Origin of the sequence: Frigoribacterium sp. CFBP9029, assembly GCF_034045305.1 — a bacterium.
Classification (GTDB): Bacteria; Actinomycetota; Actinomycetes; order Actinomycetales; family Microbacteriaceae; genus Frigoribacterium.
Genome location: NZ_JAXCWB010000001.1, coordinates 376,909 through 395,850, shown reverse-complemented (window position 1 = coordinate 395,850; position 18,942 = coordinate 376,909). Strand labels below are relative to the sequence as shown.

18 protein-coding genes are annotated in these 18,942 nt (G+C 72.6%); 10 read left to right on the top strand and 8 right to left on the bottom strand.

What is annotated here, in order from left to right; genetic code table 11:
• Positions 1 to 18 precede the first annotated feature (18 nt).
• The 3 genes from SOM11_RS01850 to mobA are packed head-to-tail and all read right to left on the bottom strand — an operon-like array spanning position 19 to position 2,110.
• Positions 19 to 1,194, bottom strand: a complete 1,176-nt coding sequence (locus SOM11_RS01850; protein ID WP_320477018.1) for a molybdopterin molybdotransferase MoeA — start codon at positions 1,192 to 1,194, stop codon at positions 19 to 21.
• On the bottom strand, positions 1,191 to 1,478 hold the full coding sequence (locus tag SOM11_RS01845) for a DUF6457 domain-containing protein (protein WP_197981789.1): 288 nt from the start codon (positions 1,476 to 1,478) through the stop codon (positions 1,191 to 1,193). Before SOM11_RS01845 ends, SOM11_RS01850 begins: the two co-directional genes overlap by 4 nt.
• 8 nt (positions 1,479 to 1,486) lie before the next feature.
• Positions 1,487 to 2,110 carry a molybdenum cofactor guanylyltransferase gene (gene mobA, locus SOM11_RS01840; protein ID WP_320477017.1) on the bottom strand — a complete coding sequence of 208 codons (624 nt, stop codon included), beginning with the start codon at positions 2,108 to 2,110 and terminating at the stop codon, positions 1,487 to 1,489.
• Between the two features lie 193 nt (positions 2,111 to 2,303).
• On the opposite strand from mobA, the gene SOM11_RS01835 reads away from it, so the two are divergent.
• Positions 2,304 to 3,014 carry a hypothetical protein gene (locus SOM11_RS01835; RefSeq protein ID WP_192059670.1) on the top strand — a complete coding sequence of 237 codons (711 nt, stop codon included), beginning with the start codon at positions 2,304 to 2,306 and terminating at the stop codon, positions 3,012 to 3,014.
• A gap of 67 nt (positions 3,015 to 3,081) precedes the next feature.
• Here SOM11_RS01835 and SOM11_RS01830 read toward each other — a convergent pair whose 3' ends face one another.
• Complete coding sequence (locus tag SOM11_RS01830; protein WP_192059672.1) at positions 3,082 to 4,065, bottom strand: bifunctional methionine sulfoxide reductase B/A protein; 984 nt, start codon at positions 4,063 to 4,065, stop codon at positions 3,082 to 3,084.
• 111 nt (positions 4,066 to 4,176) lie between these two features.
• Here SOM11_RS01830 and SOM11_RS01825 point away from each other — a divergent pair, with 111 nt between their 5' ends.
• Positions 4,177 to 5,802 carry an ABC-F family ATP-binding cassette domain-containing protein gene (locus SOM11_RS01825; protein ID WP_320477016.1) on the top strand — a complete coding sequence of 542 codons (1,626 nt, stop codon included), beginning with the start codon at positions 4,177 to 4,179 and terminating at the stop codon, positions 5,800 to 5,802.
• Positions 5,803 to 5,830: 28 nt separating this feature from the next.
• Here the strand turns inward: SOM11_RS01825 and SOM11_RS01820 are convergent, their stop codons facing one another.
• On the bottom strand, positions 5,831 to 6,061 hold the full coding sequence (locus tag SOM11_RS01820; RefSeq protein WP_320477015.1) for a hypothetical protein: 231 nt from the start codon (positions 6,059 to 6,061) through the stop codon (positions 5,831 to 5,833).
• Positions 6,062 to 6,242: 181 nt separating this feature from the next.
• The gene (locus SOM11_RS01815; protein ID WP_192059678.1) at positions 6,243 to 6,536 is read right to left on the bottom strand and encodes a hypothetical protein; all 294 of its coding nucleotides are present in this window, start codon (positions 6,534 to 6,536) and stop codon (positions 6,243 to 6,245) included.
• Between the two features lie 78 nt (positions 6,537 to 6,614).
• Here SOM11_RS01815 and SOM11_RS01810 point away from each other — a divergent pair, with 78 nt between their 5' ends.
• Positions 6,615 to 7,310: an SDR family oxidoreductase gene (locus SOM11_RS01810; protein ID WP_320477014.1), complete on the top strand. Its 696-nt coding sequence runs from the start codon at positions 6,615 to 6,617 to the stop codon at positions 7,308 to 7,310.
• 124 nt (positions 7,311 to 7,434) lie between these two features.
• On the opposite strand, the gene SOM11_RS01805 is transcribed toward SOM11_RS01810, so the two are convergent.
• Together SOM11_RS01805 and SOM11_RS01800 are read right to left on the bottom strand one after the other, a co-directional pair.
• Positions 7,435 to 7,926, bottom strand: a complete 492-nt coding sequence (locus tag SOM11_RS01805; RefSeq protein ID WP_192059682.1) for a MarR family winged helix-turn-helix transcriptional regulator — start codon at positions 7,924 to 7,926, stop codon at positions 7,435 to 7,437.
• A gap of 197 nt (positions 7,927 to 8,123) precedes the next feature.
• Positions 8,124 to 9,791 carry a glycoside hydrolase family 53 protein gene (locus SOM11_RS01800; protein ID WP_243215768.1) on the bottom strand — a complete coding sequence of 556 codons (1,668 nt, stop codon included), beginning with the start codon at positions 9,789 to 9,791 and terminating at the stop codon, positions 8,124 to 8,126.
• Between the two features lie 279 nt (positions 9,792 to 10,070).
• On the opposite strand from SOM11_RS01800, the gene SOM11_RS01795 reads away from it, so the two are divergent.
• Genes SOM11_RS01795 through SOM11_RS01765 form a run of 7 tightly spaced genes read left to right on the top strand, consistent with a single transcriptional unit; the run spans position 10,071 to position 18,926 of the window.
• Positions 10,071 to 11,720, top strand: coding sequence for an ABC transporter substrate-binding protein (locus tag SOM11_RS01795; RefSeq protein WP_320477013.1), 1,650 nt, complete (start codon positions 10,071 to 10,073; stop codon positions 11,718 to 11,720).
• Positions 11,721 to 11,724: 4 nt separating this feature from the next.
• Entirely contained in the window at positions 11,725 to 12,678 is a 954-nt protein-coding gene (locus tag SOM11_RS01790) for an ABC transporter permease (RefSeq protein ID WP_320477012.1), read from the top strand.
• Positions 12,678 to 13,553: an ABC transporter permease gene (locus SOM11_RS01785; protein ID WP_192059690.1), complete on the top strand. Its 876-nt coding sequence runs from the start codon at positions 12,678 to 12,680 to the stop codon at positions 13,551 to 13,553. The genes SOM11_RS01790 and SOM11_RS01785 overlap by 1 nt, the downstream gene beginning before the upstream one ends.
• Positions 13,554 to 13,558: 5 nt before the next feature.
• Positions 13,559 to 15,475, top strand: a complete 1,917-nt coding sequence (locus tag SOM11_RS01780) for a gamma-glutamyltransferase family protein (protein ID WP_414655435.1) — start codon at positions 13,559 to 13,561, stop codon at positions 15,473 to 15,475.
• Positions 15,459 to 17,126, top strand: a complete 1,668-nt coding sequence (locus SOM11_RS01775; RefSeq protein WP_320477011.1) for an ABC transporter ATP-binding protein — start codon at positions 15,459 to 15,461, stop codon at positions 17,124 to 17,126. Before SOM11_RS01780 ends, SOM11_RS01775 begins: the two co-directional genes overlap by 17 nt.
• Complete coding sequence (locus SOM11_RS01770; RefSeq protein WP_320477010.1) at positions 17,107 to 18,003, top strand: GntR family transcriptional regulator; 897 nt, start codon at positions 17,107 to 17,109, stop codon at positions 18,001 to 18,003. Before SOM11_RS01775 ends, SOM11_RS01770 begins: the two co-directional genes overlap by 20 nt.
• Positions 18,000 to 18,926: an acetamidase/formamidase family protein gene (locus tag SOM11_RS01765; RefSeq protein ID WP_192059695.1), complete on the top strand. Its 927-nt coding sequence runs from the start codon at positions 18,000 to 18,002 to the stop codon at positions 18,924 to 18,926. Before SOM11_RS01770 ends, SOM11_RS01765 begins: the two co-directional genes overlap by 4 nt.
• Positions 18,927 to 18,942: the final 16 nt, after the last annotated feature.

Genomic DNA, 18,942 nt, shown 5'->3' with positions numbered 1-18,942 from the left:
ACCCCCGTTCGCCGCAGATCACCATGGGAGCGCCAGCGCCGGCACGGTCTCGCCGGCCCGGGCGCCGCCCTCGGGCACGATCAGCAGACCGTCGGCGTCGGCCAGACCGCGCAGCATGGCCGACGACTGCCGCACGGTCGGCAGCGCGCCGTCGACCGTGTCGCGGTACGCCTGCACGAGCACGCCCGAGCGCGGGTGCGGCACGTCGACGGCGAGGGTCACCTGCCGAGGAGGCGCGGGTCGCCGCCCGAGCAGCCCCCCGATCAGAGGCGCCCCGACCACGACGAGCCCGACGAACGCGGCCATCGGATTGCCGGGCAGGCAGAGGTGGAGTGTGCTGCCGCGCCGAGCGACGAGCAGCGGCTGCCCGGGGCGCATCGCCATCCCGTCGACGACCAGCTCGGCGCCGAGACGGTCGAGCGCCGCCCGGACGTGGTCGGTGCTGCTGTGCGCCGTGCCGCCCGTCGTGACGACGAGAGCGGCGTCGGGGCGGTCGAGGGCTGCGATCGTGGCCTCGAGATCGTCGGCGACCCGCTCGCTCGACACCTCGCCCGCCCCGAGGGACTGCAGGAGGCGCGGCACCGGCACTGAGAAGACGTCGCGCACGCTGCCCGGTCGCGGCACACCCGACGGCACGATCTCGTCGCCGAGCACGGCGACGGCCACCAGGGGTCTCGCGACGACGGCGACGTCGTCGAGCCCGGAGACGGCCGCCACCGCCACGCGCGGAGGGGTGAGACGGGTGCCGCCGACGAAGAGCAGGTCGCCGGGTCGGGCCTCTTCGCCGGCGCGGCGGATGTGCTGCGGAGGAGCCGCCGGTTCGCCGACGGCCGTGAGCAGGCCGTCGACGATCAGCCCGGACTCCGAGCGCAGCACGCGGTCGGTGCCGACGGGGATGACGGCGCCCGTCGTGATCGGCCGGGCGGTGCCGGTGTCCAGACCAGGCTCGCCGGGGTCGACCGGCCCCGCGACGATCGTCGGACCGAGCCGCCACGGCCCACCGCCGCGGACAGCCCAGCCGTCCATCGCGGAGGCGTCGAAGCCGGGCACGGACGCCAGCGCACGGAGGTCTTCGGCGAGGGTGCGGTCGACCGCCTGATCGAGACCGACCCGTTCGGCGGCACCGCGGAGGGAGAGACCGGCCTCGTGCGCGGCGGTGCGAGCGGCCTGCCAGTCGGCGCGGACGAGCGTCACGCGGTCGGATCGCCCGGGTTCGGGTCGCCCGCGGTCGCCCCGGTCGCGAGCTCGGTGGCGATCGCCACGGCCCGCGCGACGTCGGCTTCGGTGCCGCCGGCCAGACCCGCGGCGTAGCCGACCAGGTACGTGGTGAGGGGTGCGGCCGGTCGGGCCACGTTGTGCGCGGCGTCTCGGGCCAGATCGAGCACGGTCGCGACGTCGATCACGGTGTCGGCGGGCAGACCCAGGGCGGTCGTCAGTCGAGCGGCCCAGTCGTCGAGTTCGGAGGGGGTGTCGGTCATGTGCACACTCAACCAGCAGCCGGTGACATCGGGGTCGACGCGGGTCGCACGCCCAGCCGCTCGGCGTCGGCGGGCGTGTCGACGTCGGCGCAGAGCGCGTCGTCGAGCGCGACCTCGTCGAGGTCGAGTCCGTCGAGCAGTCGTCGCATCGAGAGCCCGGCCAGCGGCCCGTCCGCGAGGAGCGCGTCGAGCCGATCGTGCAGGGCGGCCGTGCGGTAGAGCGCGAGCAGCGGCTGCCGACGTCCGTCGCCGTCGAGGGCGATCAGGCCGTCGCCGGTGTCGTCCGCCCCGCTCCGCCCCTCTCGGAGGGCGCGGACGGCGGCGGAGGCGCGGGGCAGATCGCAGGCCAGCACGAGGGTCGACGGCGACGGATCGTCGACGGCGGCGAGTCCGGCGGCGAGGGCGGCCACCGGGCCCGACCACGGTGGATCCTCGCGGGTCGATATCGCGTCGGCGGGGAGGGCGGCCCCGTCGCGGGCGCCGACGACCACCAGGGTCGCCGCACCCGACGCGGCCTCCACGGCCTCCGACAGCAGGGTCACGCCCCGGGTCGTGAACGCCGTCTTGTCGACCCCGCCCACACGGGAGGCGCGCCCGCCGGCGAGCAGGACGGCGTCGAAGACGGGGAGCATGCGACCATCCTGCGCGGTGGAGACCGGGCGCGGCCACGACGGGGCCGTGCCAGCGGGCTCCGACGTCGAGCCTTCAGGACGACACGTGTCATCCTGACGGGCGAGGAGCGACGACCCGCTCCGCCAATAGTCTCGGGGCAGCGGCCGGGGGTCGTCCCGACACCGCCGGTCTGCGGCACCACGGAGGTAGAACATGAAGCGCATCCTGACGGGCCTGGCGGTCGCCACTGCAGGCGCGGCACTGCTGGCGGGCTGCACCTCGTCGCCCGTCGACCCCGACCCGTCGATGGACGCGACGACGTCGTCGTCGCCGTCGCCGGTCGCGACGGAGGTCGCGACGGCGCCGACCGCCACGCCCCCTGCGAGCCCGGCTCCGACCGATGCGGTCGAGCCGGCATCCGCTTCGATCCCGACCGACTGCACCGACGTGGTCGACGCCGAGACCTACGCCGCCACGATGGGCGACGCGCCCCTGAACGACCCGGTGCAGTACCAGGGCCCGATGGGTCAGGTGACCCCCACGACGCCGGCTGCCGATGCCGATCTCCGCGAGAAGGTCGACGCCGCCGGCGTGCTCCGCTGCGGATGGCGCGACCCTCGGGCCGACATCACCGGTCTGCGCGTCACCGTGTCGGTCGTCGACGCCGCGACCGCCGAGGCCTACCCGGCGTGGTTGGCGGAGTTCCGCGAGCCCAGCACGGTGTTCTGGCTCGACGGCGTCGCCTACGACTGCTCCGACGGCTACGGCGGGTCGTTCTGCCAGTACACGACGGAGGACGAGATGTACGGCGTCGAGATGAGCGACACCGTGCTGGTCCGCGACGGCGTCGTCGTCACGGTCGTCCAGGCGAACGTGCCGACCGACGATCTGATGGGCTCGATCGTCACGCGCATCTGGGGCTGAGAGCGGGCGGACAGGCAGGAGGCGCGGTGCCGGATCGACCGGCACCGCGCCTCCTGCAGGTCACGGGTCAGCCCGCGGCGACCGCCTGGTCGCGCTTCGGCAGCACCCAGCCCGGACGGATGAAGTGGCAGGTGTAGCCGAACGGGTCCTTCTCGAGGTAGTCCTGGTGCTCTTCCTCGGCCTCCCAGAAGTCGCCGGCCGGGGCGACCTCGGTGACGACCTTGCCGGGCCAGATGCCCGAGGCGTCGACGTCGGCGATGGTGTCGAGGGCCGTGGCGCGCTGCTCGTCGGTCGTGAAGAAGATCGCCGAACGGTAGCTGTCGCCCACGTCGTTGCCCTGACGGTCCTTCGTCGACGGGTCGTGGATCTGGAAGAAGAACTCGAGGATCTCGCGGTACGAGGTCAGACCCGGGTCGAAGACGATCTCGACGGCCTCGGCGTGACCGGCGTGGTTGCGGTACGTCGCGTTCTTCACGCTGCCGCCCGAGTAGCCGACGCGGGTCGACACGATGCCGGGCCGACGGCGGAGCAGCTGCTGGGCGCCCCAGAAGCAGCCGCCGGCGAGGATCGCCGTCTCGGTGGTGCCGCTGGGCGCGGGAGTGGATTCGGGGGAGAAGAGCGTCATGTAGGCACCGTATCCTTCGGTTTCGAGAGAGCTGTATGGGACGAAGCGGAGAGCCGCCGAGTTGATGCAGTAGCGGAGGCCGCCGGTCGCCGTGGGGCCGTCGGCGAAGACGTGACCGAGGTGGCTGTCGCCCGCTGCCGACCGTACCTCGGTGCGCCGCAGGAAGAACATCCCCTCGCGCTTCTCGACGACGTTCTCGGCGTCGATCGGGCGGGTGAAGCTCGGCCAGCCGCTCCGGCTGTCGAACTTGTCGACCGAGGCGAAGAGGGGTTCGCCCGAGACGAGATCGACGTAGATGCCCGCGTCGGTGGAGTCCCAGAACTCGTTGCGGAACGCGGGCTCGGTGCCGCCGTCCTGCGTGACGCGACGCTGCGTCGGGGTGAGCCGGGCGAGGGCGTCGGGGTCTTTCCGGTAGTCGTTCGACATCATGCCTCCTGTTCGGAGCCGTCCCTCCACAGGTGAGGTGGGCGTGACTCCAGAGGGGTCAACACCGGTCGGGGCGCGGGTGTTCCGCCGGCGGCTGCGAGACTGGTGGGCATGAGCTTGATCCGTCTGAACGACGTCACCGTCCGCTTCGAGAACCGACCCGTGCTGCGCGAGGCGTTCTTCCGTCTCGAGACGGGCGACCGGGTGGGTCTGATCGGGCGCAACGGGTCGGGCAAGTCGACGCTGCTGAAGCTCGTGCTCGATCAGGTGCAGCCCGACGAGGGCACCGTCGTCGTCGACGACGGCACCAGGTTCGGCTACTTCTCGCAGTTCAGCGAGCTCGACGGCACCGCGACGGTCACCGAGGTGCTCGAGGGGCTCTTCGACGACATCCGCGCGATGGAGACCGAGCTGGCCGACATCGACTCGGCCATCGCCGTCGCCGCGATGGACCCTGCGCAGGGTGACGAGCTGACCCGGCTGGTCGATCGGCAGTCCGAGCTCTTCGCCGAGATGGACCGCCTCGACGGGTGGGAGTACCCCCGGCGCATCGACACCGCGCTCACGGTGCTCGGCTTCGACCCGGCGCACCGCACCACGCCGATCGACTCGTTGAGCGGCGGCTGGCGCAACCGGGCGGCCCTGGCCAAGATCCTGCTGCAGCAGCCCGACGTGCTGCTGCTCGACGAGCCCACGAACTTCCTCGACGTCGCGGGGGTCGAGTGGCTCGAGCAGTGGTTCCGCGACTTCCGCGGGGCCGCGATCGTCGTGTCGCACGATCGGCGGTTCCTCGACCAGGTGGTCACCCGCATCGTCGAGGTCGAGAACTTCCACCTGCACGAGTACCCCGGCGACTTCGGCGAGTACGTCGTGCAGAAGCAGTTCCGCTTGAAGAACCTCGAGCAGCAGTTCGCGCACGAGTCCGAGCTGCTCGCGTTCGAGTCGGAGGGCATCAGCGACCGCCGCGAGGCCGCGAAGGCGGCGAAGAACGCCAAGTCCGGAGGCGCGGGCGGGCTCACGAAAGACCTGGCGAAGATCAAGAAGCAGCGCACCCCGCGCCCCGTCGACCAGATCATCACCGAGATCTACGGCGGTCTGCACGTCAAGGACGTCCTCTGCCGCATCGACGGTCTCGGGAAGTCCTACGGAGACAAGGTCCTGTTTGACGATCTCGACCTCGAGATCCGCCGCGGGCAACGCCTCGTCGTCGTGGGCGCGAACGGCAGCGGGAAGAGCACGCTGCTGCGCGTGCTGACCGGCGAGGAGAAGGCCGACCACGGGCGCATCGACTGGGCCGGCGGCGCGAAGGTCGTGTCCTACAACCAGGTGCTCGCCGACCTCGACGACGCCGACACGGTCACCCACTCGGTGAACGCGATGCCCGACAGCCTGGCCCTGCGAGCCACCAAGAAGTCGGTGGGTCGGTTCCTGGCCATGTTCCAGTTCTCGGACGCCGACCTGCAACAGCGCATCGGCGCGCTGTCGGGCGGACAGCGGGCCCGCGTGGCGATGGCGCAGTGCCTGCTGTCGGGGGCGTCCGTGCTGCTGCTCGACGAGCCGACCAACCACCTCGACATGGCGAGCACCCAGGTGATGGAGCGCGCGCTCGTCCACTTCCCGGGGGCGGTGGTCGTCGTCAGTCACGACCGGTTCTTCAGCGAGAAGGTCGCGAACCGCCGACTCGTCTTCGGCGCCGAAGGTGCGAGCCGCGGAGAGCTCGCGCTCAGCGCCGTCTGAGGGCCACGCGACCCGCGGCGGGCTCGGCTCAGCTGTAGGTGTCCTCGATGAACCGGAAGTCGATGCGCTGCACACCGTCGTCGTCGACCCGGGAGTCCTCCCGGCTGTAGTTCGCCAGCACCTCGGTGTCGGTCTGCGGCAGCGAGAGGGTGTCCTGGATCGATCCGTCGACCACGTCGATCTCGTGCTCCTGACCGTCGAAGGGTCCGCCCTGCAGGACGGCGATGAACTGGTTCTCGTGATGCGCTGCGGGGGTCATCCCCCGATGCTACGTACCCGCCCGGCGTGCCGCTCGGGCCCTCGCTGCTGCTGCGGCGGACCCGCCCGGCGTGACGCTCGAGCCTCCGCTACTGCTTCGGCGGGTTCCCGTCATCGACGGCGGGTCGGCGCTGACCCGCCGCGGAGGACGGGAACCCGCCGCAGCACCGGGAGAGACCGGATCAGAGCACGATCAGGGCCAGCAGCTCGGCGATGGTGACGACAGGGATGAGCGCGAGCAGCACGGCGAGCGCGGTGACGCGCGGGCGCCGCGGCCTCACGGTGACGCGGACGACCAGCATGGCCACGTAGAGCGCGACGACGACGGCGGCCACCACGTCGGACGTCGCATGATCCTGGAAGAGCAGGACGGCGACGCTGATGCCGGCGAGCACGAGCCCGATCACGAGCCACTCGGTGCCGGTCGAGGTGCGGAGAGCGGGCTGGTCGCGCATCCGCGTCGGATCGTTCGTCACGGGACTCCTCTCGGCGGCGACGGCAGGGCGGGTGATGACCCGCGCCTCCATGGTGTCACCCCGGCGTAGGCTCCGGCCATGACCGATCTGAACGACGCCGTCGTGCTCGTCCTCGGCGCCTCCGGCGGGCTCGGCTCGCGGATCGCCGCCATGCTGGAGGACGAGGGAGCGCGCGTGGTGCGCGCCGCACGCCACCCCGACTCGCTGTCGGGCCCGGACGCCTACCTCGCCGATCTCCGCACCGAGCAGGGTGCCGCGTCGCTCGTCGCCGCCGCACTCCAGGCGCACGGTCGTCTCGACGGCGTCGTCGTCGCAGCTGGCGTGGTCGCGTTCGGGCCGGCCGACGAGGTGTCCGACGGCACGCTCGCCGAGCTCGTGGAGACCAACATGCTCGGCCCGATCCGGGCGCTGCGCGACGCGTCGCAGGCGCTCGCCGAGTCGGCCGCCGCCGGGCGCGAGCCCTTCGTCGTCACGATCAGCGGCGTGGTCAGCGAGTCGCCGACAGCCGGCATGGCCGCGTACTCCGCCTCGAAGGCGGGGCTGGCGGCGTTCGTCTCCGCCGCCTCCCGCGAGTACCGCCGCCGGGGCGTCCGCGTGCTCGACGCGCGACCCGGTCACACCGACACGGGGCTCGCGACCCGCGCCGTCGAGGGCACCGCGCCCGCCTTCGGTGCGGCGCTCGAGCCCGACGACGTCGCCGCGCGCATCGTCCGCGCCATCGTCGACGGCGAGAAGGACCTCCCCAGCTCGGCGTTCACGCCCGCCCGCGACTGACCTGGCCGCACGGCGCCACACCTCGCCGCACCGCGCCGTGAGCATCGCACCTCGGCGTGACGCGGTGCGATGCACGCAACGCGGTGCCGTAGCGCCGCGCACCCGGGAGACGCGCCTGAGCGCCTCAGGCGAACTCGGCCCCGAGCACGCGCAGCAGCTCGGCGAGCTCGGCCTGCTGATGCGCCGAGAGGGAGTCCAGCGGGGCCCGCTCGACCTGGACCAGCAGGCTCATCGCCGCGTCGACGCGCTCGACGCCGGCGGGTGTGATGCGGATCAGCGCGGCGCGGCCGTCGCGCGGGTCGGAGTGCCGCTCGACGAGCTCGCGCTCCATCAGACGGTCGAGCCGGTTCGTCATCGTGCCGCTCGTGACCATCGTCGCCGCGACGAGGTCCTTCGGTGACAGCTGGAACGGATCGCCCGCTCGTCGCAGCGTGGACAGCACGTCGAACTCCCAGATCTCGAGGTCGGCGTGCCGGAACGCCTCGGCGCGCAGACGGTCGAGCCGCCGCGAGATGCGCCGCAGCCGCGAGAACACGTCGAGCGGGGCGAAGTCGATGTCGGGTCGCACCCGCGCCCACGCGTCGATGATCAGGTCGACTTCGTCGCTGGTGGTCACAACTGGTCCAATCGAGTCTCAGGGTCTCTCGATCATGCCCCACGCACGCCGGGGACGCTGTCAGCCACGGGGCGGGCGACCCGGGCTCTCGCGAAGCGGACGACGACCGCCCGAGAGGGTCGCCGCCGGGAGCGACCGAGGAGGCGCGGTGCACGCGATCGCGCACCGCGCCTCCTCGGGGCCGTCGGCGGCCGACGTCAGTCGGCGGCGTACTCGTCGAGGGCCGGCAGCGGGCGTCCGTCGAAGTCCCACATGGCCTGGTTCTCCCAGGCGTTGCCCGAGGTCGGGTCGTCCGGGTCCCAGCCGGCGCCGTCGACGGCCGTCCACGCGGGCTCCCACGCGACGACGCCGGTGCCGCGCCCGCCGGGGGCGGATGCCACGACGTCCTGCACGGCACGGAAGTTCGCGGCCTGACCGGCGGGGGTCGCGGGGTAGCCGGCCGTCAGCATCGAGGCCTGCGCGACGACGTTCTCCCAGGTGTGGTCGGGGTCGTCGGCGAGGGTCCACGGGTACGAGGTCTCGACGACGAGCGCGTCGCGGTCGTACCGCTCGGTCAGCACGGTCACGGCCTGCTGCAGGTCGCTGAGGCTGCCGTGCCAGTACGAGTAGTACGACAGGCCGATCACGTCGAAGTCGACGCCGCGCGCGGTGGCCTGGTCGAACCACCAGGTCAGCCCGTCGATGCCGTTGTTGATGTTCGTGAGGTGCAGCACGACGTCGGTGTCGGGCGACACCTCGCGCACGGCGGCGGACCCTGCGGAGAGGAACATCGCGAGGTTGTCCCACTGGGCCCCGCTCACCCCGTCGCTCGGGTCGACGTCCCAGGTCTGGCCGAGCGGCCACACCATGCCGGGGTTGATCTCGTTGCCGACCTGCACGGCGTCGGCCGTGATGCCCTCGGCCGCCAGCGCGTCGAGCACGCTGCGCGTGTGGTCGTGGATCCGCGTCGCGACCTCGGGTGCGGACAGCCCGACCCAGGCCTTCGGCATCGTCTGCGCACCCGGATCCGTCCAGCGGTCCGAGTAGTGGAAGTCGACGAGCAGCTCCATGCCCGACGCCTCGATGCGCTTCGCCATGGCGACCACGTCGTCCTGGTCGTTGTAGCCGTCGGTCGGGTCGACCCAGACCTTCAGCCGCGCCATGTTGGCCCCGGCCGCCGAGATCTGCTCGACGGCGTCGGTCGGTCGGCCCTGCGCGTCGAGGTAGACCGCGCCCTTGTCCTCGTTGCGGGGCAGACCCGACAGGTCGGCTCCGCGGATCTCCCGCGTGACCCGGCCCGGCGCGAACGTGACGTCGTCGATGCTCGCCCACGAGCCGGCGTCGCCCGCCGTCGTGAGGGTCAGCGTGCACTGGCTGTGGGTGACCTCGGCCGAGACCGAGAGGTGCAGCCAGCCGTCGTCGGACTCGGTCGAGGGGACGACCGTCGTGCCCGCGGCGTCCTTGCTCGAGCCCTGGCCGCAGCCGGTCAGCGAGAGCGTGCTCGACCCGGCCGTGCCACCGCTCTTGACCCAGGCCGAGAACGTCCACCAGCCGGGGGCGACCTTCTTGACCTTCTGGGTCGTCGTCGCCTGACCGGCCGAGGGCAGGTGGTGGGTCAGGCGCGTGGGGGAGTCGTGGCCGCCGGTCTCGAGCGCGGCCGTGCCCTTCCCCTTCGAGACCCAGCCCGACAGGCCGGACTCGAAGCCGGGGTTCGCGACCGCGACCCGGGAGGCGCGGGTCGAGTCGTCCGCCGAGGCCGCCGACGCCGGGACGGCCGGCGCGAGCCCTCCGCAGAGCGCCGCCGTCAGCACGAACGCCCCGGTGGCGACGCCGAGCCGCCTCCGCGAGATCGGGAGCGGATGGGTGGGTCGATGGGATCGAGACATCGGTCGTCCTCCTTGACGATGAGCGCACGTGACTGTGTGCGCTCCCAGTTCTAGCACGACCTGTCTGGTTCGCGGAAGACCACACGCCTTTAATGCAGGCGCACGCAATGGGGTGCGGACCTGTTATCGATCCCAGCTTGGCGGGTCTCGGGGTGTCAGCCCGCGCCTCCTCGGGTCCGCGACGTTTTACACGGTCGTAACAAGATGTATACGAAGGGGCGTCATCGGGGCTGATTGTATTCAATCCACTTCGCCCCGACCCCGAGCATTGGATCACGCATGTCCCGCTCCCCGTACTCCCGCCGCCGGGTGCTCGCGCTGCCCGCGGCCGCCCTCGGCCTGGCCCTCGCCGTGACCGGCTGCCAGGCCGTCCAGACCACCGACACCTCCGACGAGACCCGCGACGACGTCTCGACCGCGGCCATCGGCGATCAGACGATCGTCGAGGGCGGCGACCTCGTGATGGCCCTCTCGGCGGAGCCCGACCGGCTCGACCCGACGACCTCGTCGTCCCTCTACACCCGGTACGTCATGGAGACGATGTGCCAGAAGCTCTACGACATCGACGCCGAGGGTCAGATCGTGCCGATGCTCGCCACCGAGCTGCCCACGGTCTCCGACGACGGACTGACGGTGAGCTTCCCCGTCCGCACCGACGCCGTCTTCGCCGACGGCACGCCCCTCGACGCCGACGCCGTCGTGACGACGCTGCAGCGCGCCCTCGACAAGGAGGACTCGTCGCGCCGCAGCGAGCTCGGGCCGATCACGGGCATCACGGCCACTGGCGACGACGAGGTCGAGATCGAGTACTCGGAGCCCTTCGCGCCCCTGACGGCCGCGCTGGCCGACCGCGCCGGCATGATCATGTCGCCCACGGCCCTCGAGGCGCAGGGCGACGACTTCGGCGACGCCCCGGTCTGCGTCGGTCCGTTCAAGTTCGCCGACCGGGTGCCGCAGACCTCGATCACGGTCGAGCGCGACCCGCTCTACTACGACGCCGAGAACGTCCACTTCGACTCCATCACCTACCGCATCATCACCGACGCGAGCATCCGCGCGGCGAACCTGCAGTCGGGCGATGTGCAGGTCGCCGACTCGATGTCGACCCAGGACGTCGAGTCGCTCAAGGCGGACGACGCGCTCACCGTGCTCGAGGTCGGCTCGCTGGGCTACCAGGGGCTGACCGTCAACATCGGCAACCAGGACGGCGTCGGCACCGACCCCGTGCAGATCGACACCCCGCTCGCCTCCGACGCGACGGTGCGGCAGGCCCTGTCGATGTCGATCGACCGCGAGTCGCTCGTCTCGTCGATCTTCGGCGGTCTGTACGACCCCGCCTGCTCGCCGATCTCGCCCGACAGCCCGTTCGCCACCGACGCCAGCGACGCCTGCCCCGAGTACGACCCGGAGGCCGCCCGTCAGATGCTGGAGGACGCCGGCGTCGAGACGCCGTACGCGATCGACATGCAGGTGAGCAACAACGCCGACACCGTGCGGTTCGCCCAGGCGCTGCAGGCCCAGGTGGCCGAGGGCGGCTTCGAGCTGACGATCACGCCGGTCGAGTACTCCACCCTGCTCGACGTGCAGACCCGAGGCGACTTCGAGGCGCTGCAGCTCGGCTGGTCGGGCCGCGTCGACCCGCACGGCAACACGTACAACTTCCTCTCGACGGGCGGCGGCAACAACTACAGCGGCTACAGCTCGGAGGAGGTCGACGACCTGCTGACCCGTGCCGCCACGACCAACGACGTCGACGAGCGCGCCGACCTCTACGGTCAGGCCGTCGCCCAGGTGCAGGAGGACGACCCGATCATCTACCTCTACCGGGTCCGCAGCCTGACCGCGCTGTCGAACGAGATCGCCGGCGTCTCCACCTTCGCCGACGGCGTGGTCCGCCTCAGCAACGCCGCCTTCGTCGAGGCGGACTGACCCGATGGCCCGCTACCTCCTCACCCGCCTGTGGCAGTCCGTGCTGACCCTGGTGCTCGCCTCGATCGTCGTGTTCGTCGGCGTCCGGCAGCTGCCGGGCGACCCGGCCCTCGCCCTGGCGGGTGAGGAGGCGTCGCCCGAGCGCGTCGCGGCCATCCGCACCGACCTCGGACTCGACGACTCGCTCGTGGTCCAGTACCTCCGATTCGTCGGCAACTTCCTCACCGGCGACTTCGGCGAGTCGACCCGCACCGGCACGCCGGTGACCGAGCTGATCGCCGCGACCCTGCCGGTCACGCTCTGGCTCTCGCTCTACGCGATCGTCGTCGCCGTGATCGTCGGGGTGGCGCTCGGCGTGATCGCCGAGCGGTACCGCGGCCGCTGGCCCGAGTGGATGGCCAACGCGGCCGCCCTGGTCGGTCTCAGCGTGCCGAACTTCTGGCTCGGCATCCTCGCCATCCTCTGGCTCGCGGTCGGGCTGGGGCTGTTCCCGGCCTCCGGCTACGTGCCCGTGTCGGTCGATCCGTTCCAGGCCCTCGTCCATCTGACCCTGCCGGCCCTCATCCTCGGCACGTCGCTCGCCGCGGTGATCATGCGGCAGACCCGGGCCTCGATGATCGAGACGATGAAGACCGACTACGTCCGCACCGCCCGCGCCAAGGGCCTCGGCCGGGGGCGCGTGCTGATGCGCTACGGCCTCCGCAACTCGATGATCGTGGTGGTCACCATCGTCGGGCTGCAGCTCGGCGGTCTCATCTCGGGGGCCGTCGTCACCGAGCGCATCTTCGCGCTGCCGGGCTTCGGCAAGCTCACCCTCGACTCGGTCTTCACCCGCGACTACCCCGTCGTCCAGGCCGTCGTGCTCGTCATCACCCTCGGCTACATCGTGATCAACCTCGTCGTCGACGTGCTGTACAGCGTCCTGAACCCGCGCATCCGAGTCGGAGGAGCCTCCTGATGACCGTCATCCCGATCCAGGCCGAGCTGGGCTCCGCCCGAGGCCGCGTCTGGGGCCAGCTGAGACGCAACCGTCTCGGCGTCGCCGGCGGCGTCATGCTGCTCGTGGTGCTCCTCCTCGGCGTCCTCGCGCCGCTGATCGCCCCGCACGGCCCCACCGAGGTCAACTTCGCCGCGCCGTTCCAGCAGCCCGGCACGGTCGGCTACCTGCTCGGCACCGACGACCTGGGCCGCGACATCCTCTCGCGCATGCTCTACGGCATCCGGGTCTCGCTCGTCGTCGGCGTCCTCAGCGTGCTGCTCGCCGTGGTCGTCGGCACGCCCCTCGGGCTGCTCGCCGGCTACTGGCGCTGGCTCGACGGCGTCATCGGGCGCCTGACCGACGTCATGCTCGCGTTCCCGTTCCTGATCATCGCGGTGGCGCTCGCCGCGATCAGCGGACCGAGTCTCGGCAACGCGGTCGTCGCCCTCGGCATCGCGCAGATCCCGACGATGATCCGCGTGGTGCGCGGCGAGACGATGCGCATCGCGTCGACCGACTTCGTGCTCGGCGCCCGCACGATGGACGCCACCGGCCTCCGGGTGATCTTCACCCACGTGCTGCCGAACTGCGTCTCGGCGATCATCGTGCAGGCCACGGTCATCATGCCGGTCGCGGTCATCGGCGAGGCGCTGCTGTCGTTCCTCGGACTCGGCATCCAGCCGCCGACGGCCAGTCTGGGCATCATGCTCAGCGACGCGCAGCAGTACCTCGGGCGGGCGCCCACCGCCGCCGTGGTGCCCGGTCTCGCGATCGCCGCGATCTGCCTCGGCTTCAACCTCTTCGGCGACGCGCTGCGCGATGCGCTCGACCCGACCTCCAGCGAACGGAACTGACCCCAGTGACCTACACCGCGCCTCCGGCGTTCACCACCCGCCCCGATCTGGTCGGCACCTTCGGCATGACGGCCAGCACCCACTGGCTCGCGACCGCCTCGGCCCAGGCTGTGCTCGAACGCGGCGGCAACGCGTTCGACGCCGCCGTCGCCGGCGCCTTCGTGCTGCACGTCGTCGAACCCCACCTCAACGGACCGGGCGGCGACCTGACGGCCGTCTTCGCCACCGCCGACGCCCCGGGCGCCCCGACCGTGCTGATGGGTCAGGGGCCCGCACCGGCCGCGGCCACCGTCGAGCACTACCTCGCCGAGGGCCTCGACCTCGTGCCGGGAGCGGGGGCGCTCGCCGCGGCCGTGCCCGGTGCGGTCGACGCGTGGCTGCTGCTGCTGCGCGACCACGGCACATGGGAGCTCGGCGACGTGCTCGCCTACGCCATCGGCTACGCCCGCGACGGACACCCGATCACCGCCCGCGTCACGGAGACGATCGGCGCGGTCGGCGAGCTCTTCACCGAGCACTGGCCCACCTCGGCCGACCGCTGGCTCGTCGACGGGCGCCCGCCCGAGCCCGGCGACCTCGTCACGAACCCGGCCTACGCCGCCGTCCTCGAGGGGCTGATCGCCGCCGGCGGGCCCGCCGACGCGGCGGTCGACACGAGCCGAGGAGGCGCGGCGCCGGTCGCCGACGACGCCCGCCGGGATCGCGCGGACCGCATCGAGGCGGCCCGGACGGAGTGGGCCGAGGGGCTCGTCGCCCGCTCGATCGACGAGTTCGTCCGCCGCCCGCACCGTCACTCGTCGGGCACCGATCACGCCGGGGTGATCCGCGCCTCGGACCTCTCGGGGTTCCGCGCCGGGTTCGAGCCGGCGGCGACCGTGGAGTTCCGCGGGCACACCGTCGCCAAGACCGGCGCCTGGGGCCAGGGCCCGGCGCTGCTCCAGGTGCTCGCACTGCTCGACCCGCTTCCCGACGAGCTGCTCGACCCGTCGACCGCCGACGGCGCGCACACGATCGTCGAGGCGCAGAAGCTCGCCATGGCCGATCGCGAGGCCTACTACGGCGACCACGACGTGCCCCTCGACGCCCTGCTCTCGTCGGAGTACGCGGAGGCGCGGCGTGCGCTCATCGGCGCGCGGGCCTCGCTCGAGCTGCGACCGGGCGACCTCGTCGCGGGCGCTCGGCCGCTCGCAGCGCTCCGGACCGACGACGAGGCGGCCGGGGCCGTCGCCGGCGTCGGCGAGCCGACCGTCGGGTCGTTCGCCGAGACGCCCGCCGACGACGACCCCGTCGCCGCGGCCTCCGCCGAGCCCGTCGTCGACGCCACGGGGGCGACCCGCGGCGACACCTGCCACATCGACGTCGTCGACCGGTGGGGCAACATCGTCTCGGCGACGCCGTCGGGCGGCTGGCTGCAGTCGTCTCCGACGATCCCCGCCCTCGGCTTCTGCCTCGGCAGCCGTCTGCAGATGGCCTGGCTCGACGAGGGCACCGCCTCGACGCTCGAACCCGGTCGCCGACCGCGCACCACCCTCACCCCGACCCTCGTGCTGCGCGACGGTCGGCCGGTGGTCGCGCTCGGCTCACCCGGCGGCGACCAGCAGGACCAGTGGCAGCTGCTCTACCTGCTGCGCACGATCGTCGGCGGGTACACGCCCCAGCAGGCCATCGACGCCCCCGCTCTGCACACCACGTCGTTCCCCGGCTCGTTCTGGCCGCGCACCTGGACCCCGGGCGGCGTGGTCGTCGAGGACCGCCTCGGCGACGACGTGATCGCCGACCTCGAGTCGCGCGGACACCGCGTCACGCGGGCCGGCGACTGGTCGCTCGGCCGCCTGTCGAGCGTCACCCGAGACCCCGCGACGGGCGTGCTGTCCGCCGCCGCCAACCCCCGAGGAGCACAGGCCTATGCCGCAGGACGCTGACCGCACCGTCTCGACGACGACCACCGACGCGTCCGCCGGCGCGCCCCTCCTGAGCGTCCGCGATCTGCAGGTGTCGTTCGGCGACCGGCCCGTCGTGCACGGCGTCGATCTCGACGTGGCCCGCGGCGAGCGCGTCGCCATCGTCGGGCAGTCGGGCTCGGGCAAGTCGACCGTCGTCGCGGCCGTGCTGCGCCTGCTGCCGGGTGCAGGGCGGATCACGGGCGGCACGATCCGCCTGGGCGACGACGAGCTGACGACGGCCGGGGAGGCGCGGATGCGGTCGGTGCGCGGCGCCCGGATCGGTCTCGTGCCGCAGGATCCCTCGACCAACCTGAACCCCTCGATGACCGTCGGGGCCCAGATCGCCGACGGACTGCGGGCGGGCGGGGCCCGGGGGCGGGCGGCCGTGGCCGATCGCGTCGTCGAGCTGATGACCGAGGCCGGCATCCCCGACGCGGCCCGCCGATCGGGTCAGTACCCGCACGAGTTCTCGGGCGGGATGCGGCAGCGCGTGCTGATCGCCGTCGCGCTCGCCCGTCGCCCCGATCTGCTGATCGCCGACGAGCCGACCTCGGCCCTCGACGTCACGGTGCAGCGCACCATCCTCGACCACCTGCAGACGCTCGTCGACGCCCACGGCACGTCGTTGCTGTTCATCACGCACGACCTCGGGGTCGCAGCCGATCGCACCGACCGCATCGTCGTGATGCTCGAGGGCCGCGTCGTCGAGACCGGGACGCCGCGGCAGATCCTGCTCGACCCGCAGCACGAGTACACGAAGCGACTGGTCGCGGCCGCCCCGACGGTCGCCGCGGCCGCCGCGCTGCGGGCGGACGAGCCCGTCGGAGACGACGCTCCGACCGCCGCGGACGACATCCTCACCGTCACCGACCTGGTCAAGGAGTACCGCCTGCGCGGTCGCCGCGGCGAGACCGTGCGGGCCGTCGACGGCATCTCGTTCGCGGTGCCGCGAGGCACGACCACCGCCGTGGTCGGCGAGTCGGGGTCGGGCAAGACGACGCTGGCCCGCATGGTGCTCGGCATCGAGCCCGCGACCAGCGGGACGGCCCTCGTCGACGGCGAGAGCATCACCGCCAGTCGCGGGGCGGCCCGTCGCGCCCTGCGACGCCGGGTGCAGCCCGTCTTCCAGGACCCGTACGGCTCGCTCGACCCCACCTACCCGGTCGAGCGGCTGATCGACGAGCCGCTCCGTATCTTCGGGGTCGGCGACCGGTCGACCCGCAGGAGGCGCGTGGCCGAGCTGCTCGACCAGGTCGCCCTGCCGAGGTCGGTCGCCCAGAGCCGACCCAACGAGCTGTCCGGCGGTCAGCGTCAGCGGGTCGCGATCGCCCGGGCCCTCGCCCTCGAGCCCGAGCTGCTGATCTGCGACGAGGCCGTCTCGGCTCTCGACGTGCTCGTGCAGGAGCAGATCCTCGATCTGCTCGCCGATCTGCAGACCCGGCTGGGGCTCAGCTACCTGTTCATCACGCACGACCTCGCCGTCGTGCGGCAGATCGCCCATAGTGTGGTGGTGATGCGCCGGGGCGGCATCGTCGAGCGCGGCAGCGTCGACGACGTGTTCCTCTCGCCCCGCGACGAGTACACCCACGAACTGCTAGGAGCGATACCCGGTGCCAGCCTGGCCGTCTGACCGACCCGATCGTCCTGACGAGACGACCCGCGCCTCCTCGGCTCCGGGCCCCGATGCGACGGTCGAGCCCGCGTCGCCGCCGGTGAGTCTGCTCGACGCCGTGCGACGCGAGATCGTGACCGGGGCGCTGCAGCCGGGCACCCGCATCACCGAGGCCTCGCTGGCCGATCGTCACGGGGTCTCGCGGGTGCCGGTGCGCGAGGCCCTCCGGGGTCTCGAGGCCGAGGGCTTCGTCGAGTCGACGCCCAACGTCGGGTCGCGTGTCGCGGAGATCCCCGTCGACGAGGCCGACGACCTCTTCGCCGTGCGCGAGGCGCTCGAGATCGCCACCGCCCGCCGGGCCGCCACGCGGGCGCGGGCGCTGTTCACCGTCGACGCGCCGCCGGAGGACTGGTGGCGCACCCGCCGGTCGCTCGAGCGCATCCTGGCCGACGGCGACCAGGCGGTCGTCGACGACGATCTCGACCGGCTGGTCGGGCTCAACGAGCGGTTCCACTTCGGCGTGGCCGAGCTGAGCGGCAGCAGCACGCTCGCCACCCTGCTGCGTCAGCTGTCGCGCAAGATCGAGTGGCTCTACGCCCTCGACACGTTCTCGCGGGGCAAACGGCTCTGGCCCGACCACCGCGTCATCCTGTCGGCCATCGACGCCGGCGACCCCGACCGGGCGGCCGAGCGGATGGGGTGGCACGTGCGCGAGTCGCGCATCGGGTACCTCAGCCGCACCGTGCCGGCGTCGGTCGTGGACGAGCTGCGGGCCACGCCGCCGGTCGTCGCGTCGGCCGCGGCCTCGAACCCGCCTGTCGTCGCCACGACGGTCGCCGCTGGCGCAGGCGTCGCGGGCGCGGGCGTCGTGCCGACCGACGGGGGCGCGTCGTGACCCGGCATCGGCTCGACCCGACGTCCGAGACCACGAACGACGTCTACTCGCGCGACCACCGCCCCGTCCTCGCCGTCGACGCCGGAGACACGGTGGTGGTCGGGTCGCTCGACGCGTCGGGGCATCTCGAACGGCAGACCGTTCCGGGCGAGGCGCGACCGCGGCTCTTCGCCGAGGCGCGGGGGCACGCTCTCACGGGTCCGATCGCCGTCCGCGGCGCGCGGCCCGGCCAGACGCTCGCCGTGCACATCGACGCCGTGCTGCCCGGCGACTGGGGCTGGACGGTCGCCGGCGGTCGCGAGACGCCCGTCACCGCCCGGCTCGGTCTCGCCGACGCGGCTCCGTCGTGGCTGCTCTGGGAGATCGACGCCGACGCGGGCGTCGCGGTCGAGAGCCGGGGCTGGCAGGTGCCTCTAGCGCCGTTCCTCGGGGTGACCGGCGTCGCACCGGCGGAGCCGGGGGAGCACTCGACGACCCCGCCTCGGGCCGCGGCCGGCGGCAACATCGACTGCCGTGAGCTCGTCGCGGGTTCGACGCTCTACCTGCCCGTGCAGGTCGCCGACGCCCTCGTCTACCTCGGCGACGGGCACGCCGCCCAGGGCGACGGCGAGGTCGGGGGCACGGCGATCGAGTGCCCGATGACGACGGAGGTGCGGCTCGACCTCGTCGACGACCGCCCCGTCCCGTCGATCCACGCCGAGACCCCCGCGGGGCGCATCACGTTCGGCTTCGACGCCGATCTCGACGTCGCCACCGGTGATGCCCTCGATGCCATGGTCACGTGGCTGGCGACCCTGCTCGACGTCGACCGGGCGACCGCCCTGGCCCTCTCGAGCGCCGTCGTCGACCTGCGGGTGACCCAGGTCGCGAATCAGACGTGGGGAGTCCACGCGCTGCTGCCGACCGGAGCCCTCGGCGTCTGACCTCAGCGCCCCCGGG